At 66.4% G+C, this 21,222-nt stretch carries 26 protein-coding genes and 1 tRNA gene; 20 read left to right on the forward strand and 7 right to left on the reverse strand.

From position 1 onward, the window contains the following. Window positions 1-72 precede the first annotated feature (72 nt). From infA to FOA17_RS09905, 20 genes are all read left to right on the forward strand, one after another. Window positions 73-291, forward strand: coding sequence for a translation initiation factor IF-1 (gene infA / locus FOA17_RS09815; protein WP_054301515.1), 219 nt, complete (start codon window positions 73-75; stop codon window positions 289-291). Further along, window positions 288-866 (forward strand): Maf family protein, encoded by a 579-nt coding sequence (locus FOA17_RS09820; RefSeq protein WP_149141290.1) that lies wholly within the window; start codon window positions 288-290, stop codon window positions 864-866. The genes infA and FOA17_RS09820 overlap by 4 nt, the downstream gene beginning before the upstream one ends. Continuing rightward, entirely contained in the window at window positions 863-1,909 is a 1,047-nt protein-coding gene (locus FOA17_RS09825) for a ribonuclease E/G (protein ID WP_149141291.1), read from the forward strand. The genes FOA17_RS09820 and FOA17_RS09825 overlap by 4 nt, the downstream gene beginning before the upstream one ends. After that, on the forward strand, window positions 1,906-2,097 hold the full coding sequence (locus FOA17_RS09830) for a DNA gyrase inhibitor YacG (RefSeq protein WP_149141292.1): 192 nt from the start codon (window positions 1,906-1,908) through the stop codon (window positions 2,095-2,097). The genes FOA17_RS09825 and FOA17_RS09830 overlap by 4 nt, the downstream gene beginning before the upstream one ends. Before the next feature lie 80 nt (window positions 2,098-2,177). Beyond that, window positions 2,178-2,253 (forward strand) — tRNA-Phe (locus FOA17_RS09835). Window positions 2,254-2,428: 175 nt separating this feature from the next. Continuing rightward, window positions 2,429-3,223 (forward strand): hypothetical protein, encoded by a 795-nt coding sequence (locus tag FOA17_RS09840; protein ID WP_149141293.1) that lies wholly within the window; start codon window positions 2,429-2,431, stop codon window positions 3,221-3,223. 133 nt (window positions 3,224-3,356) lie between these two features. Continuing rightward, window positions 3,357-3,878 carry a tetratricopeptide repeat protein gene (locus FOA17_RS09845; RefSeq protein ID WP_162528217.1) on the forward strand — a complete coding sequence of 174 codons (522 nt, stop codon included), beginning with the start codon at window positions 3,357-3,359 and terminating at the stop codon, window positions 3,876-3,878. A 24-nt stretch (window positions 3,879-3,902) separates the two neighbouring features. Beyond that, window positions 3,903-4,391, forward strand: coding sequence for a prepilin peptidase (locus FOA17_RS09850; RefSeq protein ID WP_149141295.1), 489 nt, complete (start codon window positions 3,903-3,905; stop codon window positions 4,389-4,391). 88 nt (window positions 4,392-4,479) lie between these two features. Next, entirely contained in the window at window positions 4,480-6,015 is a 1,536-nt protein-coding gene (locus FOA17_RS09855; protein ID WP_149141296.1) for a pilus assembly protein TadG-related protein, read from the forward strand. 427 nt (window positions 6,016-6,442) lie between these two features. Further along, the gene (locus FOA17_RS09860; protein WP_162528218.1) at window positions 6,443-6,661 is read left to right on the forward strand and encodes a hypothetical protein; all 219 of its coding nucleotides are present in this window, start codon (window positions 6,443-6,445) and stop codon (window positions 6,659-6,661) included. Between the two features lie 202 nt (window positions 6,662-6,863). Beyond that, window positions 6,864-7,931 carry a Flp pilus assembly protein CpaB gene (cpaB, locus tag FOA17_RS09865; protein WP_149141297.1) on the forward strand — a complete coding sequence of 356 codons (1,068 nt, stop codon included), beginning with the start codon at window positions 6,864-6,866 and terminating at the stop codon, window positions 7,929-7,931. A gap of 52 nt (window positions 7,932-7,983) precedes the next feature. Next, entirely contained in the window at window positions 7,984-9,429 is a 1,446-nt protein-coding gene (locus tag FOA17_RS09870; RefSeq protein WP_203232291.1) for a type II and III secretion system protein family protein, read from the forward strand. A 4-nt stretch (window positions 9,430-9,433) separates the two neighbouring features. Further along, window positions 9,434-9,604 (forward strand): hypothetical protein, encoded by a 171-nt coding sequence (locus tag FOA17_RS19740; protein WP_162528219.1) that lies wholly within the window; start codon window positions 9,434-9,436, stop codon window positions 9,602-9,604. A 91-nt stretch (window positions 9,605-9,695) separates the two neighbouring features. Next, complete coding sequence (locus FOA17_RS09875; RefSeq protein WP_203232292.1) at window positions 9,696-10,151, forward strand: TadE/TadG family type IV pilus assembly protein; 456 nt, start codon at window positions 9,696-9,698, stop codon at window positions 10,149-10,151. 2 nt (window positions 10,152-10,153) lie between these two features. Continuing rightward, window positions 10,154-10,756, forward strand: coding sequence for a TadE/TadG family type IV pilus assembly protein (locus FOA17_RS09880; protein WP_203232293.1), 603 nt, complete (start codon window positions 10,154-10,156; stop codon window positions 10,754-10,756). Continuing rightward, window positions 10,753-11,931, forward strand: coding sequence for a CpaE/TadZ family protein (locus FOA17_RS09885; protein WP_149141301.1), 1,179 nt, complete (start codon window positions 10,753-10,755; stop codon window positions 11,929-11,931). Before FOA17_RS09880 ends, FOA17_RS09885 begins: the two co-directional genes overlap by 4 nt. After that, complete coding sequence (locus FOA17_RS09890; RefSeq protein ID WP_149141302.1) at window positions 11,928-12,497, forward strand: L,D-transpeptidase; 570 nt, start codon at window positions 11,928-11,930, stop codon at window positions 12,495-12,497. The genes FOA17_RS09885 and FOA17_RS09890 overlap by 4 nt, the downstream gene beginning before the upstream one ends. A 27-nt stretch (window positions 12,498-12,524) precedes the next feature. Further along, window positions 12,525-13,937: a TadA family conjugal transfer-associated ATPase gene (locus FOA17_RS09895; protein ID WP_238991775.1), complete on the forward strand. Its 1,413-nt coding sequence runs from the start codon at window positions 12,525-12,527 to the stop codon at window positions 13,935-13,937. Window positions 13,938-13,945: 8 nt separating this feature from the next. After that, window positions 13,946-14,896, forward strand: a complete 951-nt coding sequence (locus FOA17_RS09900) for a type II secretion system F family protein (protein WP_149141303.1) — start codon at window positions 13,946-13,948, stop codon at window positions 14,894-14,896. Window positions 14,897-14,918: 22 nt separating this feature from the next. Continuing rightward, entirely contained in the window at window positions 14,919-15,848 is a 930-nt protein-coding gene (locus FOA17_RS09905; protein ID WP_149141304.1) for a type II secretion system F family protein, read from the forward strand. Here FOA17_RS09905 and FOA17_RS09910 read toward each other — a convergent pair whose 3' ends face one another. Genes FOA17_RS09910 through FOA17_RS09940 form a run of 7 tightly spaced genes read right to left on the reverse strand, consistent with a single transcriptional unit; the run spans window position 15,849 to window position 21,222 of the window. Beyond that, window positions 15,849-16,592 carry an ABC transporter permease gene (locus FOA17_RS09910; RefSeq protein ID WP_149141305.1) on the reverse strand — a complete coding sequence of 248 codons (744 nt, stop codon included), beginning with the start codon at window positions 16,590-16,592 and terminating at the stop codon, window positions 15,849-15,851. Further along, window positions 16,580-17,296 carry an ABC transporter ATP-binding protein gene (locus FOA17_RS09915; protein ID WP_149141306.1) on the reverse strand — a complete coding sequence of 239 codons (717 nt, stop codon included), beginning with the start codon at window positions 17,294-17,296 and terminating at the stop codon, window positions 16,580-16,582. Before FOA17_RS09915 ends, FOA17_RS09910 begins: the two co-directional genes overlap by 13 nt. Continuing rightward, window positions 17,293-17,964 carry a TenA family protein gene (locus tag FOA17_RS09920; RefSeq protein ID WP_149141307.1) on the reverse strand — a complete coding sequence of 224 codons (672 nt, stop codon included), beginning with the start codon at window positions 17,962-17,964 and terminating at the stop codon, window positions 17,293-17,295. Before FOA17_RS09920 ends, FOA17_RS09915 begins: the two co-directional genes overlap by 4 nt. After that, window positions 17,961-18,896 carry an ABC transporter substrate-binding protein gene (locus FOA17_RS09925; protein WP_149141308.1) on the reverse strand — a complete coding sequence of 312 codons (936 nt, stop codon included), beginning with the start codon at window positions 18,894-18,896 and terminating at the stop codon, window positions 17,961-17,963. Before FOA17_RS09925 ends, FOA17_RS09920 begins: the two co-directional genes overlap by 4 nt. A gap of 18 nt (window positions 18,897-18,914) precedes the next feature. After that, window positions 18,915-19,856 carry a HesA/MoeB/ThiF family protein gene (locus FOA17_RS09930; protein ID WP_149141309.1) on the reverse strand — a complete coding sequence of 314 codons (942 nt, stop codon included), beginning with the start codon at window positions 19,854-19,856 and terminating at the stop codon, window positions 18,915-18,917. After that, complete coding sequence (locus FOA17_RS09935) at window positions 19,853-20,449, reverse strand: thiamine phosphate synthase (RefSeq protein ID WP_149141449.1); 597 nt, start codon at window positions 20,447-20,449, stop codon at window positions 19,853-19,855. The genes FOA17_RS09930 and FOA17_RS09935 overlap by 4 nt, the downstream gene beginning before the upstream one ends. Beyond that, entirely contained in the window at window positions 20,449-21,222 is a 774-nt protein-coding gene (locus FOA17_RS09940; RefSeq protein WP_149141310.1) for a thiazole synthase, read from the reverse strand. The genes FOA17_RS09935 and FOA17_RS09940 overlap by 1 nt, the downstream gene beginning before the upstream one ends.

Consider the following 21,222-nt stretch of genomic DNA (forward strand, 5'->3'; position numbering starts at 1 on the left):
AATCAGGGGAATCAGGCGCATTTACCGCCCGAGCCTGCGACCCCTCGCGGGCCAGACCCATTTGGAGTGACCATGGCCAAGGAAGAACTGCTCGAATTCCCCGGTGTCGTGAAGGAACTCCTGCCGAACGCGACATTCAAGGTCGAGCTGGAAAACGGCCATGAACTGATCGCGACGATGGCAGGCAAGATGCGCAAGAACCGCATCCGTGTTCTGGCTGGCGACAAGGTTCAGGTGGAAATGACCCCTTACGACCTGTCGAAGGGCCGCATCAACTATCGTTTCAAGTGAAGCTGATCCTCGGATCGGCCAGCCCGCGCCGGAAGGATCTTCTGGCGCAGCTTGGGCTTGTGCCCGATGCCATCCTGCCCCCCGATATCGACGAAGACCCCCGCAAGGGCGAATTGCCGCGCCCCTATTGCGCGCGTCTGGCGCGGGAAAAGGCGCTGGCGGTCGCGGCGGAGGGCGATGATGTCGTGCTCTGCGCCGATACGACCGTGGCGCTTGGCCGCCGCATTCTGGGCAAGCCCGCCGATGCGGGCGAGGCCGCGCAGTTCCTGACCCTGCTGGGCGGGCGGCGCCATCAGGTGATCACCGCCGTAGCCGTGCGCCGGGGCGACCGCCTCTGGTGCCGCGAGGTGGTGACGGATGTAAAGATGAAGCGCCTGTCGGATGCCGAGCTGAACGCCTATCTCGCCAGCGGCGAATGGCAGGGCAAGGCGGGCGGCTATGCCATTCAGGGCCTGGCCGGGGCCTTTATCCCGTGGATTTCCGGGTCGTTCACCGGGGTCGTGGGTCTGCCCGTGGCTGAAACCGCCGCGCTGCTGACGGCGGCGGGCTATCCCCTCTATCGGAGTGACGCATGAAGGGCCGCGTGATCGTGCTGGACAATTGGGGCGACCGGCAGGCCGCCGCCCTGGTCGTGGATGGCGTGTTGCAGGATCTGGCGATCGACCCGGTCGATGACGCGCCCCTGCCCGGCGCGATCTATCGCGGCACGGTGGATCGCCCGATGAAGGGCCAGGGCGGTGTCTTCGTGCGCCTGCCCGAAGGCCGGACCGGCTTTCTGCGCCAGGTGTCGGGTCTGACGCCGGGCCAGCCGGTGCTGGTGCAGGTTTCCGGCACCGCCGAACCGGGCAAGGCCGTGCCGGTGACGACGCGGCTTCTGTTCAAGGGCCGCTATGCCATTCTGACGCCCGGCGCGCCGGGGCTGAACATCAGCCGCCGCATTCATGACGAGGATCTGCGCGCAGATCTGGATGCGCTGGCCCAGGCCGCGATGGACGGGGCGCCCCGCGATCTCGGGCTGATCCTGCGCTCGGCCTGCGCCGAGGCCGACGAGGCCGAGATCGGCGAGGATATCCTCGAGGCCCGCGATCTGGCCATTGCCGTGCTGAATGATGTGGACGGCACGCCCGAATTGCTGGTCGAAGGCCCGAACGCCCATGAAACCGCCTGGCGCGAATGGGCCGACCCCGCGCCCGACGAGGTGGTGCAGGGCCGCTTTGCCGATCATGGCATTGACGAGATGCTGGATGCGCTGGCCGATCCGCGGGTCTCCCTGCCCGGCGGCGCGCATATGATGGTGGAGCCGACGCGCGCCCTGGTGGCGGTGGATGTCAATACCGGCGCCGATACCTCGCCCGCCGCCAGCCTCAAGGCCAATATCGCCGCGGCCCGCGATCTGCCGCGGCAGTTGCGGCTGCGGGGTCTGGGCGGTCAGGTGGTGATCGACTTCGCCCCGATGCCCAAGAAAGACCGCGCCACGCTGGATCAGGTGCTGCGCGCGGCATTCAAGGGCGAATCCGCGGAAACCAGCCTGTCGGGCTGGACGCATCTGGGGCTTTACGAGCTGGTGCGCAAGCGTGACCGGCTGGCGCTGCGCGACCTGCTGGGGGACCGGGCATGACCTGCCCGATCTGCCAGAAGGACAGCGATCCGCAATACCGCCCCTTCTGTTCGCGCCGCTGCGCCGATATTGACCTCGGGCGCTGGCTGAAGGGCGGCTATGTCATTCCCGGCCCCGCGCAAGAGGAAGACGACACCGCCCCTGACGGCCTGCTGCAAGCCGCCCGCGAAAATCCGCCCCGGCACTGATTTTTTCGGCAAATCCCTCTGGACAGCCCCCGCGCCCTCGCTTAATACGCCCCCACCAAGCAGCCACAGGCTGACAGCGTGCCCAGATAGCTCAGTTGGTAGAGCAACGGATTGAAAATCCGTGTGTCGCTGGTTCGATTCCGGCTCTGGGCACCACTTATATCCTATCCTCGCAAAAATCTGACTGCCGCCGCGGGAACGTTTTTGGCCCGGCTTTATTAACCCTTTCGCAGGGGTCTTACGGCAATCTGTCCCAAAGCGGTCACAATTCCTGCAAATTAGCGCCCAATCCATGCGGAAAGATCGTATTGTAACGCAGAGGGAAACCGACATGGCCGGATTGATCGTCATTCTTGCGCTCGCACTTGTTGCATCCGTCGCGATGCGACCCGGGCAGGCTGTGGGTCAGGGCAACCTGACGCTGCCGCAGGTCGAGTATCGGTCCTTCTGGCTGGGCCTTGCCTTCTTTGCGCTGGTCTTTTCGGTATTCCGGCTGCCGCATGCCTCGGGGCTGGTGGTCGGGCTGGTGCTGCATGAGCTGGGGCATTTCCTGGCCTATCGCGCCTGCGGGCACAGTGACGTGCGGTTCCGCCTGCTGCCGATGGCGGCGCGTGGCCCGGCCTCGGAACAGGCGCTGCGCAGCGCGGGGCATGAGGCGTTTGTCACCCTGATGGGCGCAGGTCTGTCGATCGGGCCGATGGTGCTGCTGATCGGGGCGGCGCAATTCGCCACCGCCGGCAGCCCGCTGCATGCGCAACTGATGGGGATGGGCGGCACGATCGCCGCGCTCAACGCGCTCAATCTGCTGCCGCTCTGGCCGATGGATGGCGCGCGCTGCCTGGCGCTGATCAGCCGCGCCTTCTCGGCCCGGATGGCGGCGCCGCTGCTGCTGGCCTGTTCGGCCTTTGCAACCGCGCTGGCGGTTCATGTGCAATCCACCACGCTCGCCTTCACCTGTCTGATCGGGGCGCATATCTTTTACCATCCCGACAGCTTTGCCCCCCGGCAGACCGCCATGCCGCGCCGGCTTGCGCTGCTGGTCACGGCGACATGGGCGGCGATCTTTGCCACCCATCTGGCGGGTGGCTGGTGGATGCTGAAGTGGTTCCTGTTCAGCGGGCTTTGATCCGGCAAGCGTGGCAAAGGCGCACTAGGTCTGCGCCAAAATGCCCGGCCGCCCCCGTTCTGCAACACAATGGGTAGACACCGCCTACCCCGCCGCGCAAAGATGGCCCAATTTCGAGCATTGGGACGATGAAATGCGCAGATTCTTGCCCGCGATGATCCTTCTGGCCCTCGCAGCCTGTGTGGATGGCGGCCCCGGGGACGTTTCCGGTTTCGGCGACAAGGCCAGCACCGTGGCCGATACCGCCAATCGCGACTATTACCCCGATGACCAGTTGCTCGTCTCGGCCAAGACGCAGTTCAAATCGCGCAATTACGGCAAGGCCGCCACGCTCTACAAGAAAGCGCTCGATGTCGCCCCCAGCGACCCCGAGGCGCTTCTGGGCTATGCCGCCGCGTCGGACATGCTCAACCGTTTCGATCAGGCCGACCTGGCCTATCGCAAGCTGGAGCCGATCATCGGCACCACCGTCGTCTTCCGCAACAATTACGGCTATTCGCTGTTGCTGCGCGGCAATCTGCAAGGCGCACGCAAGCAATTCCTTGCCGCCTATGAAAAGGCGCCCAACAATCCGCAGGTCGCCAACAATCTGGAATTGCTGCGCAATTCGGTCAGCTACCAGCGCCGCGCCAAGGGCGACCTGAGGGGGATCTGATCGAGGGGCGCGCGCGTGCAGGGGATGGCGACCCTTCTGCCCTGGATCGCGGGCGCGCTGCTGATCGCCGTCATCCTGCAACTGCTGCGCATCGCCTGGGGGGATGCGCAGCGGCTCAAGATCCGCAACGCGGATGTGCTGGTGCTGACCGCGCTGGCGCTTGGTCTTTCGGTCAGCCGCGCGGGCCATGCGATCCTGCCCGATCTGGCGGCGGGGGCGATGCTGTTCCTGCTGGGCCTTGTCTTCTGGCTGCTGCGCATGATGGGCGCGGGCGATGCCAAGCTCTATTTCCCGCTGGGCGTCGTGATCGGCTGGGGCGGCCTTGCCTTTTACGCGCTGGCGCTGATCCCCGCCTCGCTTCTGCTGTGGCTCAGCGTGCGGCTGGGCCCGGCGATCCTGCCCGAAGGGGCGCTGCGCGCGCGCCTTGCGCATTTCGCCAGCACCCGCCGCTATCCCTATGCGGTGCCGATGATCGCGGCGGCGCTCGTCGCGCTGGCCCTGCGCGGCGCCTGACCGCAACGCTTTACACCGCCCCCCCGGGACAGGCATAATCACCGCAGTTCCTGCCAAGCCCCGTTTTCAGCCTGCGCCGAGGATTACCATGCGTGATTTCACCCGCGATACCGACGGCTTTGCCGCCACACTGGGGCTGGTGCTGATGCCCGCCCTCATCCTGTTTACCGTCGTCCTGATTGATGTGGGGCGCGGCAACAACGCCCATTCCGATCTTCAGGCCGCCGCCGATGCCATGGCGCTTGCCGGTGCGCGCGAACTGGATGGCGGGGTGGATTCGATCACCCGCGCCAATGCCGCCATGGCGAACCTGTCGAATTCGGTCAGCTATCTGGGCCAGACCGACGCGACCGCCCGCATCACGCTGCAAATGGGCGGGACGAACAGCGCCTATACGATCACCTATCTGACCGCGATCCCGGCGAGCGACGACCTGCCGCTGGATGCGACCTTCATCGCCGCCAACAGCACGACCGACGGCACAGAGGCCGCCTATGTGCTGGTCCATGCCCAGAGCCAGAACCTGCTGACCACCGGCAACCTGCTGGGCGCGGCCCCCGTCGCGGCCGAGGCCGTGGCGACCTATGCGACCGCCGCCTGCGATGTGACGCCGCTGTTCATCTGCAATCCGTTTGAAAGCCAGAACCTCGATCTTCAACAATCCTTTGCCAACGGGCAGCTGCATGGCCGGCTGCTGCGGTTGCACCCCAAGGGCAACGGCACCGCGGCGCCGGGGAATTTCGGCTTTCTTCAGGTCAATGGCGCGAATGACAATACGACCGCCTCGGCCAATGCCATTCGCCGGGTCTTTGCCGGCGCCTACAACCCGACCTGTTACAGCGCCCGCCGGGTGACGACGAAACCCGGCGCGGCCACCAGCATCCGCCAGGGTCTGAATGTGCGGATGGATATCTATGACGGGCCGATGGGCAATGACGCCGACGAATATCCGCCGGATGTGAACGTGCGTAAGGGCTATGTCCGGGCCAACACCGGGCCGAACAACGCCTGCAACAAGGAATTGACCGCGACCCCAGCCTGGGCGCAGAATTTTCCTGCCAATGCGGTGATGCAGGCGCCCGGATCGGGGGTGCCCGGCGCCTTCATCGGGTCGGGCAACTGGGATATCAACGCCTATTGGCAGGCGAATTACCAGACGACACCGCCTGCGGCCCTGGCCGATTTCAACTCGTTTCCCGCGGCGCAGTCGCCCGGCATCGCCATGCCCTCGCGCTATGATGTCTATCGCTATGAATTGTCCACGCGCGGCACGGCCAACGATCTGGTCGCGCGGCATTCGACCGGCAACAACCCGGCGGCCACCGATCAGTATGAGGAAGTCGGCACCCCGATCTGTTCGCAAAGCAAGAACGGCGCCCTGCCGGCCGAGGAAGGGCGGCGCATCATCTTTGCCGCGCTGATTGATTGCCTGGCCGAGGCAGGCGGCGGCGCCACCGAGATGCGGGTCAATTCCTATGCCTCGCTGTTTCTGACGCGGCCCATGGAACAGAACAGCGGCGGCGAGGATGGCACGATCGACGTGGAGATCGTGGATATCACCGGCTGGGGTGGCAACGGGTCGCTGGATACCTTTGTGCGCGACGAGGCGACGCTGGTCCGCTGATCCGCGGGTCTGGCGGCGCGGTTTCGGCGGATTTCCTCCGCGGTTGCGGCTGCATGGCAATTCGCAATTGACACGAATCACCCTGGACCGATTCGCAGCAGAAAACAGAGGTGCGACAACCACAGGTTTATGATCGGTTTATGTCGTCATTCCTGAATTGCCGGGGCGCATTTCACCTTGGTCGGCCCTGTTCCGATTTGGCGAACAATCCTTGCCAGTTCCTTAAGATCTTGGGCAAAAGCGCCGCAATTGGGACATTTTCTTGACGCATCCGGCCCAACTGGGGCAAATTCAAGGCAAGGGCTCGGGCCCGGTTGAGTGATAATCAGTGCCAGTTTCAGCGAATTTCACATGACCAGTGCAGCTACGTGCAGGCAGGCGGGGTGGCGCTTGTGCCTGAAACCCTTGCAACAATCTGGAGTAACAAATGTTCAGCTTCATCAAATACATGGCCTCGCGCATCCGTGACGAAGAAGACGGTGTGGCGCTGTCGGAATACCTCATCCTGCTCGGTCTGCTGGTCGGCGGTGTGATCGCGGCCGTGCTGCTGTTCGGCACCAACCTGGGCGACGCTTGGGAGGCATGGGCCGCCTGGATTGGCCTCGCCGACACTGCCGTGCCGACGACGGGCTGGACGAACCCGTAACCTGCCCCCATTCCATTTCACGCCAATACCTTTGTGATTGCGCTTATTGCCTTCACTCAGCCCCGGCCCGCAAAGCGGGTCGGGGATTGGCATCCCGGGGCAGACAGGCTGACCTTGGGGCAACATACCGGGTTTATTTTCCGGTGATGGCTGGTCAAGACCCCGGAAAGGGGCGACCAAGAGATAACGATACGGGGCAGGCATGCGCACTTCGACACTTCTGAGCTTGTTGGTCGCGGCCATTCTGGGCCTGGCGGCCGTATTCGGCACCCGGGCCTGGCTGGCCGAACAGCGGGCGGAAATCGCCGCATCCTCCAGCACGCCCGCCCAGAACCAGAACACCATCGTCGTGGCCAAGGAGCCGCTGCGCTTTGGCGACCGCGTGTCGCCCGACCGGCTGGAGGTCATCACCTGGGCCAGTGCCACGCTGCCCAACGGCGCCTTCCGCACGATCGAGGAGATCGGCGACAATTCCGAGGAAAAGGCCCGTTTCGTGCTGTCCTCCATCGAGATGGGCGAGCCGGTTCTGGCCAGCCGCATCACCGATCCGGGCCAGCGCGCGAAACTGTCCACCGCGATCAAGCCCGGCCTCAAGGCGATGTCGATCCGCGTCAATGACGTGGCGGGCGTCGCGGGTTTCGTGCTGCCGGGCGACCGGGTCGATGTGCTGCTGACCCGGGCCGAGGTGAACAATGACGAAGACGCCTATGTCGATGTGCTGTTGCAGGGCGTGCGGGTGCTGGCCATCGACCAGATCGCCGATGACCGCAAGGATCAGCCCAGCGTCGTGCGCACCGTGACCTTCGAGGTCTCGACCGAAGAGGCGCAGAAGCTGACGCTCGGCTCGTCGGTCGGCACGCTGTCGCTGGCGCTGCGCAATGTCGTGTCGTCGGACACCGAAAACAGCCAGCGCGTCACGCTTGCCGAAATGTCGCAATCCGCGACCGCCTCGGATCTGGAGGCGGAACTGGCGCTGCGCGCCGAGGCGGAGCGTCAGGCCGCCGTCGCGCGCCAGCAGGAACAGGACAGCCGCATCGCCTCGTTGGAGGAGATGGTGCGTTCGATGGGCGGCGATGTGGGCGCCCAGCTGGATGCGCTGAAGGACGAGATTGCCAAGGCGGGCACGCCGGTTGTGCTGCCCGCCCCCGAGCCGACCCCGCAGCCGGTGGTCGAGGTGCCCCCCGAGCCGACCAAGCCCGCCTTCGTGACGGTGGGCGTGGTGCGCAACGGGAAACGTCAAGATTATGTGGTTACGTCGAACGAAAACTGAGGCGCGGCGCGGCGGCCCCCGGGGCCGCTCTGTCGCAAATGGGCGGACACAGATGCAACTCACAGACCCGAAGACCGGACATGGCGGCCCCGTGAAAAGAGGGGGATGGCGGCTGTTCCTGGCGCTCTGCGCCCTGGGGCTGAGCCTGGCAACGGCCCCCGGCACCGCCCGCGCGCAGGAACGCTTCATCTCGCTGGGCGAGGGGGCGCCGGTCACGACGATCACCATCAAGCCGGGCTTCACCGTCACGCTGAACACCAATGTCCCCTATTCGGATGTGGTGGTGGGCAATGCCGATGTGGCCGACGTGTTTCCGCTGACCAGCAGTTCGGCCTATGTGCAGGGCAATAACGCCGGCGCGACCAATGTCAGTTTCTATGACGCGAACAAGGTGCTGATGGGGGGGCTGATCCTCAAGGTCGAGGTCGATTTCGGCGAATTGCGCGGGGCGATCCGGTCGGCCGTGCCCAGTGCGCGGGTCGAGGTGGACAATGTGAATGGCCGGATCCGGCTGTCGGGCGCGGTGAAGGATGGTGTGGATCTGAAGCGCGTGCTGGAGATCGCGGCGCAATTCTCCACCGATCCGGTGGTGAACGCGATCCGCGTCACCGATCCGCAGCAGGTGCAGCTTGAGGTCCGTATTCTTGAGGTCAGCCGCACCTCGGGGCGGGAATTGGGCGTGAACCTGACCGGCACCAATGACGGCCAGCGCCGCCTGACCACCGGCGGCAGCGTGTCGGGCGATACGCCCTTTGGCAGCTTTGTCGGCAATCTGTTGCAGATCGCGGGCACCCAGATCGACTATGTCATCAACGTGCTGGAGGGCCGGGGCCTGGCACGGCGCCTGGCGAACCCGACGCTGGTGACCACCAGCGGGGTCGAGGCGAATTTCGTCGTGGGCGGCGAGGTGCCGATTTCCAGCGCCGTCACCGGCGAGAATGGCACCGTGGCCACCGAAACCGATTACCGCGAATATGGCGTGCGGCTGAATTTCATGCCGGTCGTGCTGGATGACGGCATGATCAGCCTGCGTGTCCGCCCCGAGGTCAGCGATATCGACACTTCGGTCACGGTGAACGGCCAGCCCGCCTTCATCTCGCGCAAGGCCGATACCACCGTCACGCTGCGCGACGGCCAGAGCTTTGCCATTGCGGGCCTGTTGCAGGTGGATAACGAACGCAACCTGAAACAGGTGCCCTGGATCGGCCAGGTGCCGATCCTGGGGACGCTGTTCCGCTCCACCGCCTTCCAGAAAAAGGAAACCGATCTGGTGATCCTGGTCACCCCGCGCCTGGTGCGGCCGGGCGCCCCGTCAGAGCCGATGGTCTCGCCGCTGGATGGCGCGCGGTCCTCCAATGACGTGGAACTGTTCATGCTGGGCATGCTGGAGGTCAACAAGGACATGATCCGCGGCTTCCGCAGCGGGGATGGCGTGCTGGGGCCCTATGGCCATATCATTGATCTGGAATTTGACGATGCGCTCATCAAGAAGAAATAGGCTGGTGCTGCTGGCGGCGGTCGCCCTGATGCTGGGCGGCTGCGCCGATTACCTGAACCGGCGCGACAGTATTACCCTCGGGGCCGGCAATGCGCCCGAGGCCAATGCGATGATTCAGACGATAGATCCGTTCCCGGATAATGCCGAGAACACCGATATCACCTTCAGCCGCTGATCGCGGACCGGGTCACATCACGGAGCGGCACAGACCAGCCCGGCGCGCAACGGCAGATCATGGAACCGGAGGCAAGACCGTGCCGTTCGCGTTGAAAAACCTTTTTGCCCGTCTCGGCCGGGAAGAAACCGGCGCGGTGCTGGCGGAAACATTGCTGGTTGTGCCGGTGCTGACCATCATGACCGCCGGTGTCATGGAGTTTTCCAACATGCTCTGGCAGCGCCAGCAGATGCAGATCGGCGTGCGGGATGCGGTGCGCTACTGGTCGCGCTGCCGGCCGACCTTCAACCCCTGCACCCAGGCCATTGCGCGCAATATCGCCTTTTACGGCAATCCGGCGGGCACCGGCACCTTGCGGGTGCCGGGCTGGGATGCGGCGTCGGAACTGACGCTGACCCCCGTCACCCCGCCGGCCAGCCCCAACGCGGCGTCGCTGGTCACCGGCACCGGCAGTGCCAGCTATGTCACCTCGCCCATGTTCGGGGCGCTGAATATCGGGGCGATCACCTTCACCTATACCTACAGCCAGAGGTATATCGGATGGTAACCATGCGCGAAGGGATCCGGTCGGAAGAAGGCGCCGTGCTGGTCGAAGGGCTGCTGGTGCTGCCCATTCTGGTGCTGGTCATGGCGGCTTTCGTGGAGTTTGGCTTTGCCATGTTCCAGTGGAACCAGACGGTCAAGGCGGTGCAGATCGGCGCGCGGCAACTGGCGGTCTCGGCGCCGATCCTGACCAGCATGACGCCCTTCACCGACGATCTGTCGGGGCTTCAGGCCGGGGTGGCGATCCCCGCCACGGTGGTTTCGGTCACCTGCGGCGCCGGCACCACCGCCTGCGACACGGCGGGGATGACCCGTTTGATCCAGGGCAGCGACGGCACCTGCAATGCCAATATCGGCGGCGGCGTCAGCGGCATGTGCGATTTCTTTCCACGGCTGAATGCCCAGAACGTGCGCGTGACCTATCGCCGCGACGGGCTGGGCTATGTGGGCAGGCCGGGCGGCCCGGTCCTGTCGATCACGGTCGAGACCTTTGGCATGACCTTCGACTTTCTGATCTTGGATGCGCTGATCGGCGCCAACAGCATTCCCATTCCTCCGCATTCCGTAACCTTCACGAGCGAAGATCTTTTGAACGGACCTCCGACATGAACGCTGCCGACCCTGTGCTTTCCGATACCAAATCCCGTCGCAAGACCAGCGTTCTGGCGGTCGATTCCGGGCGCGACGGGTTCCGGCAGGTGCTGGAGGTGCTGGAGACCATGCCCGGCGTCAATGCCAGCACCGCCCCCGCCGACAAGGCCGTGACACAGGCGCGCGACCACGCGCCAGATATCGTCGTGCTGGATGTGACCGGCTTTGGCCTGGAGGAGGCCGAGCTGGTGGGCAATCTGCGCGCGCTGTCGCCGGACCTGCCGCTGATCGTGGTCAGCGATGCGCTGGACGATGCGCAGATGCGGCGGCTGATGAAGCTGCGGGTGCATGACTGGTTGCGCCATCCGCTGTCTTCGGGCGATCTGATCAACGCCATTCTGACCGGTGTGCGCGTCACCAAGCAATCCAGCAACAAGGTGCATGCGGTGGTATCGGCCAATGGCGGCGCCGGGGCGACCACGGTCGCGGTGCTGCTGGCCGATCTTCTGGCGCAGGGCAACGATCCGGGCCGGGGCGGCGTCGGGCTGTTCGATCTGGATTTCTCGACCGGCGGCTGCGGCGATCTGCTGAACACCGAAAACACCTTCAGCCTGGACGGGGTTCTGAACAATCCGGGCCGGGTGGATGCCGAATTCGTCAGCCTGATCCAGCAGCGCCACCCGCATGGTTTTGCGATCTATTCCTTTCGCAATCCCGATCTGGTCACGCATCTGAACTGCTATGAACTGGTGTTGCGGATGCTGGATGCCGTCACGGCGCAGCATGCCCATACGGTGCTGGACATCCCCTATCACGAAACCGACTGGCGGCAGGATGTGCTGGCCGAGGTCAACACGATCACGCTGGTCTGCGAATTGAACCTGCCCTCGATCAAGCAGGCGCTGGCGCTCTGTGGGCGGTTCCGCGATATCGGCGGGCGCAAACCGCAGCTTCATGTGCTGATCAACAAGCGCCGGCGCGGGCTGTTCGGCAGCCAGCGCATCGCCGAGGCGCGGATCCGCGAACTTTTTGCCGGCGTGGATTACGGCTATCTGCCCGAGGAAACCGATGCCCTGCTGGAGGCGATGGATCGCGGCATCCCGTTGTCGGATCTCAATCGCTCGTCGCGGATGCTCAAGGCGCTGGCGCGCTATGCGGGCAAGGTGCTGCATATCGAAGGGGTCAAGGCATGATCCTTCTGGCCCTGCTGGCCGCGCTGGCCCTGCCCGGAGCGCAGCCCGCCCTGCCCTCCGATCTGCCCCCCGGCCTGCACCGGGTCGAGATGAAGCCGGTGCCGCGCGACCATGGCCGCACCACGCGCGAGGTGGTGCCCTTTCAGACCTCCGAGGCGCCGGGCACCATAATCATCTCCAACACCGAGCGGACGCTGCATCTGGTGCTGGGGGGCGGCAAGGCCGCGCGCTACAGCATCAGTGTCGGGCGCGACGGGTTTCTGTGGACGGGCACGACCACGGTCGGGCGCAAGGCCGAATGGCCCGAATGGCGCCCGCCTGCCGCCATGCGCCAGCGCGACCCGTCCTTGCCGAACATGGTGCCGTCGGGGCCTTACAACCCGCTGGGGGCACGGGCGCTGTATCTGTTCAGCGGCGGGGGCGATACGCTTTACCGCATCCACGGCACCAATACCGCCGAAACGGTGGGCGGCTATGAAACCTCGGGCTGTTTCCGCCTGAGCAATGCCGATGTGATGGAGCTTTACGATCAGGTGCGCATGGGCGCGAAGGTGATCGTGAAATGACGGGTTTCGACGCAAGGGAGGATCACGGTGGTCGGTCGTTTTTTCCGTAGCTCGGGCGATGCGACGCCGGTCGCCCCCGCCCCCGAGGCCCAGTCCACGCCGCAACCCGCGCCCCCCCCTGCGCCAGATCCGCGCGCGCCGCTGGTGCTGCCCGCCGAGGCGATGGCCGAGGTCGATCTGGTCTCGGAACGGGTTAACCTGCATCGTTTCCTGCTCGACAAGATCAACCTTGCCGTGCTGGACACGCTGGAGCCCGCGCAGCTGCATGACGAATTGCGCCCGATGGTGCGCGACTATCTCAAGAACCAGAATGTCGCGCTGAACGCGCGCGAGGTGGACAATCTGGTGTCCGATCTGGCGGACGAGATGCTGGGCCTTGGCCCGATCGAGCCGCTGCTGAAGGATGACAGCATTGCCGACATCCTGATCGTCGGGCCGAAGACGGTCTATGTCGAACGCAACGGCAAGCTGGCGCTGACCGATGTGCGGTTCAAGGATGAACGCCATCTGCTGCGCATCGTGAACAAGATCGTGGCCTCGGTCGGGCGGCGGATCGACGAAAGCTCGCCGCTTGTCGATGCGCGTCTGGCCGACGGGTCGCGCGTCAACGCCGCGATCCGCCCCATCGCGGTGGACGGGCCGCAGGTCTCCATCCGCAAATTCTCGCGCCGGCCATTCAGCCTGTCCACGCTGGTGGCCAAGAATGCCCTGCCCGAAAGTATGGCGCAGCTTCTGGCGGCGGCGGTCGAGGGCAAGGTGTCGATGCTGATTTCCGGCGGCACGGGCTCGGGCAAGACGACGATGCTGAACGCGCTGTCGGGCTTCATCCCGCATGAGGAACGCCTGGTCACCATCGAGGACGCGGCCGAACTGCAATTGCAGCAAAAGCATGTCGTGCGGCTGGAAACCCGCCCCCCCACGCTGGAGGGCAAAGGCGAGATCACGCAGCGCGATCTGGTAAAGAACGCGCTGCGGATGCGCCCCGACCGCATCATCATCGGCGAGGTGCGCGGCGGCGAGGCCTTTGACATGTTGCAGGCCATGAATACCGGCCATGAAGGGTCGATGAGCACGATCCACGCCAACAATACCCGCGACGCCCTGTCGCGTCTGGAACAGATGGTGGGCATGGCGGGCATGCCGATGTCGCAACTGTCGATCCGGGCGCAGATCGCCTCGGCGATCCATGTCATCCTCCAGCTCAATCGCCTGCGCGATGGCACGCGGCGGGTGACGGCGATTTCGGAACTGACCGGGCTTGAAGGCGACGTGGTGCAGATCCAGGACATCATGCGCTTCAACCGGCTGGGCGTCGATGACCAGGGCCGCATCCAGGGCGAGTTCCGCGCGACCGGCATCCGCCCGCGCTTTCTGGCCGAGATTTCCACCATCGGCCTCAAGGTCGATGCGCGGGTCTTTGACCCGACCATCAAGCATTAAGGCCCCGCATGTCGCTGCTGATCATCTATGCCTTCGTCTTTGCCGCCACGCTTCTGGCGGTGGATACGCTGCTGCGCCGCATCGTGGCGCGCCGCACCGCCCGGCAAGAGGTGAATGACCGGCTGTCCCGCATCAGCCGGGGCAGCGATCACCACGCCACCTATCAGAGCCTGCTGAAGGATCGTTCGCTGTCGCGCGGCGGCCGGCTGGCGCTGATGTCCGACCTGCGCCATCTCTATACCCAGTCGGGGCTGACGCTCAGCACCCGGCAAAAGGTGCTCTATGTGCTGCTGGTGACGCTGGTCGTGCTGATCCTCGTGATGCTGGCGACGCCCTCGCTGCCGGTGCGGCTGGCGGTGACGGTGATCGTCACCCCGCTTATCCTGTGGTTCGCGCTGGCGCATGTGCGACGGCGACGCATCCGGCAATTCGTGATCCAGTTGCCGCCGGCCATCGACATCATCGTGCGCTCGCTTCAGGCGGGCCATCCGCTGAATGCCGCGGTGTCGCTGGTGGGCCGCGAGATGCCTGACCCGATCGGCAGCGAATTCGGCATCCTGACCGATCAGCTGACCTTCGGGTCGGAATTCGACGAGGCGTTTCACAACCTGTATGAACGGGTCGGCGCGGATGAACTGAACCTGCTGGCCGTCACGATCAGCGTGCAGCGCAATACCGGCGGCAACCTGACCGAGATCCTGGAAAACCTGGCCGGGCTGATCCGCGACCGCATGATGCTCAAGAACAAGATCAAGGCGATTTCCGCCGAAGGGCGGTTCACCGCCGTCCTGATGTCGGTCTTTCCCGGCATCCTGTTCCTGATCATCGACACGCTGGCGCCCGATTACTTTGACCCGATCTGGGAAACCGGGCACGGCACCGCCATCGTGGTGGGCACCATCCTTTACATGTCGGTCGGGGTCTACATCCTGTTCCGCATGGTCCGCTTCGATTTCTGATGCTGCGCGGGGGGCATTCCAAGTGACCGATATCCTCATCCTCTCGGCGGTATTCCTGGCCATCGTGATCATGGTGTTCAGCCTGCTGAACTTCATCACCGGGCGGCGCCAGATCCGGCGCAACATCGCGCAGGTGACCAGCGCACAGCGCGGCCATGCCTTCGATCCCGATCAGCTTTTCGCCGGCGAGAATGACGAGATCGCCTATTTCATGGAGGTGCAGCGCCGGGCCGAGCCGAATTCGCTGGAAATGCGGCTGATCCGGGCGGGGTTCTTTTCGCGCGACGCGCAGCGCAGCTACAACCTGTTGCGGCTGCTGGTGGCGGTGGTGGTGTTCATCGGGGTCTGGCTGCTGATCCAGACCCTGCGCCAGTCCAGTTCGGCGGCGCTGGTCTTTCTGTTCGCCGCATTGGCCAGTGGGGTGTCGTTCATCCTCAGCAATATCGTGCTGGAGCATATCGGCAACCGCCAGGTCACGCAGTTCCGCCGGCTGTTTCCCGATCTGCTCGATCTCATCATCGTCTGCGTCGATGCGGGCATGAGCATCGAGGCCGCCCTTGACCGCGTGGCGCGCGAATTCCTGCGCACCCATCCCAGTTTCGGCCTGCATCTGGCGGTGGTCAGCCTGGAGACCCGCGCCGGCCGCCCCTTGCACGAGGCGCTTGGCAATCTGGCGCAGCGTGTGGATGTGGAGGAGGTGCGCACCATGGCCGTGCTGTTCCGCCAGTCGCAGGAACTTGGCGCCAGCATCATCAAGACGCTTCGGGTCTACAGCAAGGAAATGCGCGAGTTGCGGCTGATCCAGGCCGAGGAAAAGGCCAATGCCCTGCCGGTCAAGATGCTGTTGCCGCTGGCGCTGTTCCTGTTCCCGGTCAATCTGGTCATGGTCATCGTGCCGGTGCTGATCCGCATCGTGCGGATGATCACCACCATGACGCCCGGCGGGGTGTGATCAGCTGCCGGTCGCATGGCGGGTCAGGCGGTCGGCCAGCCGGTCTGCCGCTGCGCGCAGCACCAGCGTCAGCGCCACCAGCACCAAAAGAGCGGCGAACAGAAGGTCGGTCCGTGCCCGCCCGTTCGCCATCAGCATCAGATAGCCAAGCCCGCGCGATCCGCCCACCCATTCGCCGATCACCGCCCCGATCGGCGCATAGGTCGCGGCCAGCCGCAGCCCGCCCGCCAGATCGGGCAGCGCGGCCGGCACCCGCAGGTGCCACAGGATGCGCCAGCGACCCCCCCCCATCACCCGCGCCAGCGCCAGCCAGCCGGGTTCAGTGCGGCGCAGCCCGTGCAGAAAGCCGGTGCTGACGGGAAAGAAGATGATCAGGACCGCCATCACGATCTTGGCCGCCATCCCATAGCCGAGCCACAGCGTCAGGATCGGTGCCAATGCAAAGACCGGCACGGTCTGGCTGACAATCAGCACCGGATGCAGCCCGCGTGCCAGCCCCGGCAGCAGCGCCAGCACCAACGCCAGCAGCGCCCCCAGCAGCGTGCCGATCACCAGCCCCGCCCCGATCTCGGTCAGGGTCGTGGCGGCATGGTCGGCCAGCAACAGCCGGTCACGCCACAGCGCCGCCGCCACCGCCCCGGGGCCGGGCAGGATGAAGCGCGGCAGATCGAACAGCCGCACCAGCCCGGCCCAGAGCACCAGCGCCATCGCGGCCGACGCGCCCCCGCCGATCACGCCGCGCATGGCACCCCGGCCCGCAGCCGCGCCAGCAAGGCCGCCTGCACCCGCAACAGGCCGGGATCCTCTACCGCGCGCGGGATCGGGCCCGCGGGCGGAACAATCCGTTCGGCCCCCGCGCCGGTCAGGATATGGATCGCCTCGCCCAGCCGGGCGGCCTCGGCCGGGTCATGCGTCACCATCAGCACGGTGCGCCTGGCCAGCAGCTCCGCCGCCAGATCCTGCATCCGCGCGCGCGTCCCCGCATCCAGTGCCGAGAATGGCTCATCCAGCAGGATGACCGGGCGATCCTCCATCAGGGTGCGGGCCAGCGCCACGCGCTGCCGCTCGCCCCCCGACAGCGCGGCGGGCTTGTGGCCGGCGCGTCCGGCAAGGCCAACCCGCGCCAGCAGCCGGTCCGCCTGCGCCAGATCGGGCGGCACCCCCCGCAGCCGGGCGCCAAGCGCCACATTGTCGCGCGCCGAAAGCCAGGGCAGCAACAGATCATCCTGCGCCATCAGCGCCACCTGCCCCGGCCCCGGCGTGACCAGCCGGCCCCGCCATTCCACCCCGTTGGCCAGACCGGCGCAAAGGCGCAGGATCGTGGTCTTGCCCACACCGCTTGGCCCCAGAAGGCAGGTCCACTGCCCCGCCGCCACCGCCAGATCCAGATCGCGCAGCAGCACCCGCCCGCCCCGCAGCGCGCTGCCGCGCAGCAACAGCGCCGTCATGGCCGCAGCCCCATATCCCAGAACCCCGCCTCCAGCCGCGTCGCGGTGGCAAAGCGCTGGGACAGGCGCGGCCAGCGCGGGTTGTCCTCGGGCAGCGGCCCCAGCCGCAGCGCCACGGCCGCGTCGATCAGCGCGCCCACCTCGGCGCAAAGCGCCTGATAGGCGGCGCCGCCATAGGTGGCGATCCAGTCGGCATAGGGCGTCGCGCCGCCTTGCGCGTGCAGCCGCGCGCCGATCTCGCCATAGCCCAGCACACAGGGTGCCAGCGCCGCCAGCAGATCGGCCAGATCGCCCGCATGTCCGGCATCCAGCACATAGCGGGTATAGGCCAGCGTCTCGGGGCGCTCCTCGGCGGCCTCCAGCACGGCTTCGGGAAGGCCCGCCTCGGCGCAAAGCCCAAGATGGAGCGGCATTTCCTCATGGATCAGCGCCTGCACGGTGGCGGCGCAGAAGCGCATTTCCGCCATCGTCTCGGCCTTGGTCACGGCAAGCGCCCAGGCGCGGGCGAAATGCCGCAGGAAAAGGTAATCCTGCACCAGATAATGCAGAAAGGCCGCGCGGGGCAGGCTGCCATCGGCCAGCCCCGCGACAAAGGCATGGCGGGTATAGGCGGCCCAATCCGCCCCCGCTGCCGCGCGCCAGCGCGGAAAGGTCAGCCCGTAGCTCATTCCGCACCCGTATCCAGCGCCAGATCGGCCACCGGCTGCGGCGCGGGGATCATGCCGTTTTCCGCCAGAAAGGCCGAGAAATCGCGATAGCGCCGATGGTCCAGTGCCGCCGGGCGCAGGGCAAAACGCGGCAGGGTATCGCCCCAGGCCATGCGGTTCAGATCGTCGTTCAGTTCCGGCGCATGGGCAGCAAAGACCTGCCAGCTTTCGGTCGGGTGGTTGACGATATATTCCGTCGCGCGTTCCGTCGCGCGCAGGAAACGCGCGATGCGGTCGCGGTCGGGGTGATCGCGATGCGCGACATAGATCAGTTCGTCATAGGTCGGGACGCCCTCTTCTTCGACAAAGAAGCACCGCCCCTCTACTCCTTCGATCTTCATCTGGTTCAGTTCGAAATTGCGAAAGGCCCCCAGCACCGCATCCACCTGCCCCGACAGCAGCGCCGGCGACAGCGACCAGTTCACGTTCACCATCTCAAGGTCCGCGCGGGTCAGGCCATGGGGCCTGAGCATGGCATCCATCACCACTTCCTCGACCCCGGCGACCGAAAAGCCCACCTTGCGGCCCTTGAGATCGGCAATCGACTGCACCGGCCCGTCGGCGCGGGTCAGCAGGCAGTTCAGCGGCGTCGCGATCAGGGTGCCGACACGGATCAGCGGCAGGCCCTCGGCCACCTGCAAATGCAGCTGCGGCTGATAGGACACCGCCAGATCGGCCTTGCCCGCCGCCACCATCTTGGGCGGGTCGGCCGGATCGGCGGGGGCGATGATGTCCACCTCCAGCCCTTCGGCGGCGAAAAATCCCTTGTCCTGCGCGATGATGATCGGGCCGTGATCGGGGTTCACGAACCAGTCCAGCAGCAGGGTCAGCCGGTCGGCGGCATGGGCCGGGGTGGCGGCCAGCGCAAGCGCGGCCAGCAATAGGCGTTTCATCGGGGTATCCTCCGGGGGTCAGTCGTTGTCACCAAGCGCCAGCAGCGCGATGTTTTCAGCGCCCGAACGGGCGGAGGCGGTCCAGGCGCGCAGCCCGCTGCGGCAGGCCAGCACAAGCCGTTGGCCCGGGGCGGTGGCGGGCAGATCGCCGGCAAGGCGCCGCGCGCCCGGCAGGGGCGGGCCGGCCTCGCCCTCGGCCCGCAGATCGACCAGCAGGTCATCGGGCCGGATCTGGCTGCGCGCGATGAAGCGGTGCGGGCGGGCCGGCTCAACCGCACCGGCAAAGCGAAAGCCGCCAAAGCGCATCTGCCGCGCGTCGCAGGTCACCAGTTGCCCCAGCGGTGAGGGGGTCATCCCCGCCAGCACCGCCAGCGCCATCTGCGCCTGCGCCGCGCCCAGCAGCCCGACCGCCGGCCCCAGCACGCCATCGCGCGCGCAACTGCCCATTTGCGCCGGCAGGTCGGGGAATAGCGCGCGCAGCGACGGCGCCCCGCCGCAAAAGCCGCCGCAATAGCCCTCGGTCCCGCTGACCGAGGCGCTGATCAGCGGCAACCCGCGCGCAAGGCACAGATCCGAAGCGATATAGCTGGCCGCGAAACTGTCGGCGCAGTCGATCACCAGATCGACGCCCTCGGCCAGCGCCGCCGCATTGGCCGGGTCAAAGGCGGTCGCGACGGGCTCCAGCCGCGTATCGGGGTTGAGCGCGCGCAGATGCCGCGCGGCGGCATCGACCTTGGGCGCGCCCAGATCGGTGTCGCGAAACAGCGTCTGGCGATGCAGGTTCGACAGCGCAACCCGGTCGGCATCGACCAGCCGCAGATGGCCGACGCCAGCGCCGACCAGATATTGCAAGACCGGCGCCGCCAGCCCGCCCGCGCCGATGACCAGCACGCGCCCCGCGCGCAGCCGGGCCTGACCTTCGGCGCCCAGCGTCGCGATCTGGCGGTCATAGCGGCTCATCGCGTCACCTCCAGCCAGTCGCGCAGCCGCGCCTCCGGGGTCGGGTTCAGCGTGATGTCGGTGACGACCGAAACCACATCCGCCCCGGCAGCAAAGGCGCCGGGCGCGCGTTCCACCGTCAGGCCGCCAATGGCGACCAGCGGGGTCGCGCCGACCCGCGCCTTCCATTCGGTCACGCGGCCCAGCCCCTGTTCGTGCCATTTCATCTGTTTCAGGATGGTCGGCCAGACCGGGCCCAGCGCGACATAATCGGGGCGCAGCGCCAGCGCGCGGTCCAGCTCCGCCTCGTCATGGGTGGAGATGCCAAGCCGCAGCCCGGCGGCGCGGATCGCCGGCAGATCGGCGCCATCCAGATCCTCTTGCCCCAGATGCAGCCAGTCGCAGCCCAGATCAATCGCCAGCCGCCAGTGATCGTTCACCACCAGCAGCGCACCGGCGGCCCGGCACAATGCCTGCGCCTGCGCAATCTGGCTGCGCAGCTCGGCCTCGGGGCGGTCTTTCAGGCGCATCTGCACCAGTTTCACCCCCAGCGGCAGCATGCGTTCCAGCCAGCGCACATCGTCAAAGATCGGGTAAAAGCGCGGCAGCCGCATCATGCCAGCACCGCCTGACCCAGCAGCGGGGTGGAGGGGGCGGCCATGTCGCGCGGCTCCATCGGGTCGGCGGCGCGGGCCAGGGCGCCGGCCTCGATGGCGCGGGCAAAGGCCAGCGCCATGGCGGCCGGATCGCCCGCGCGGGCCACGGCGGTATTCAGCAGCACGGCGTCAAAGCCCATCTCCATCGCCTGCGCGGCATGGCTGGGCAGGCCGATCCCGGCATCCACCACCAGCGGCACATCGGGGAAATGCGCCCGCAGGCTGCGCAATCCATAGGGGTTCATCAGCCCGCGCCCGGTGCCGATGGGCGCCCCCCAGGGCATCAGCACCCCGCAGCCCGCCCGCAACAGCCGGTCGCACAGGACCAGATCCTCGGTGCAGTAGGGGAAGACCCTGAACCCCTCGTCGCTGAGGATCCGCGTGGCCTCGACCAGCCCGAACGGGTCGGGTTGCAGCGTGTCGGCATGGCCGATCACCTCCAGCTTGATCCAGTCGGTGCCAAAGACCTCGCGCGCCATATGGGCGGTGGTCACCGCCTCGCGCACCGAATGGCAGCCGGCGGTATTGGGCAGGACGCGCACGCCCAGATCGCGGATCAGCGCCCAGAAATCCTGCCCCTCGCGCCCGCCGCCGGCCTCGCGCCGCAAGGAAACGGTCGCCACCCCCGCGCCGGAGCGGCGAAACGCCTCGGCCAGTATGGCGGGCGAGGGATAGAGCGCGGTGCCCAGCATCAGGGCCGAGGCGATCTCGGTTCCGTAAAAGACCGGCAT

This window comes from Gemmobacter caeruleus, from assembly GCF_008271655.1.
GTDB classification, from domain to species: Bacteria; Pseudomonadota; Alphaproteobacteria; order Rhodobacterales; family Rhodobacteraceae; genus Gemmobacter; species Gemmobacter caeruleus.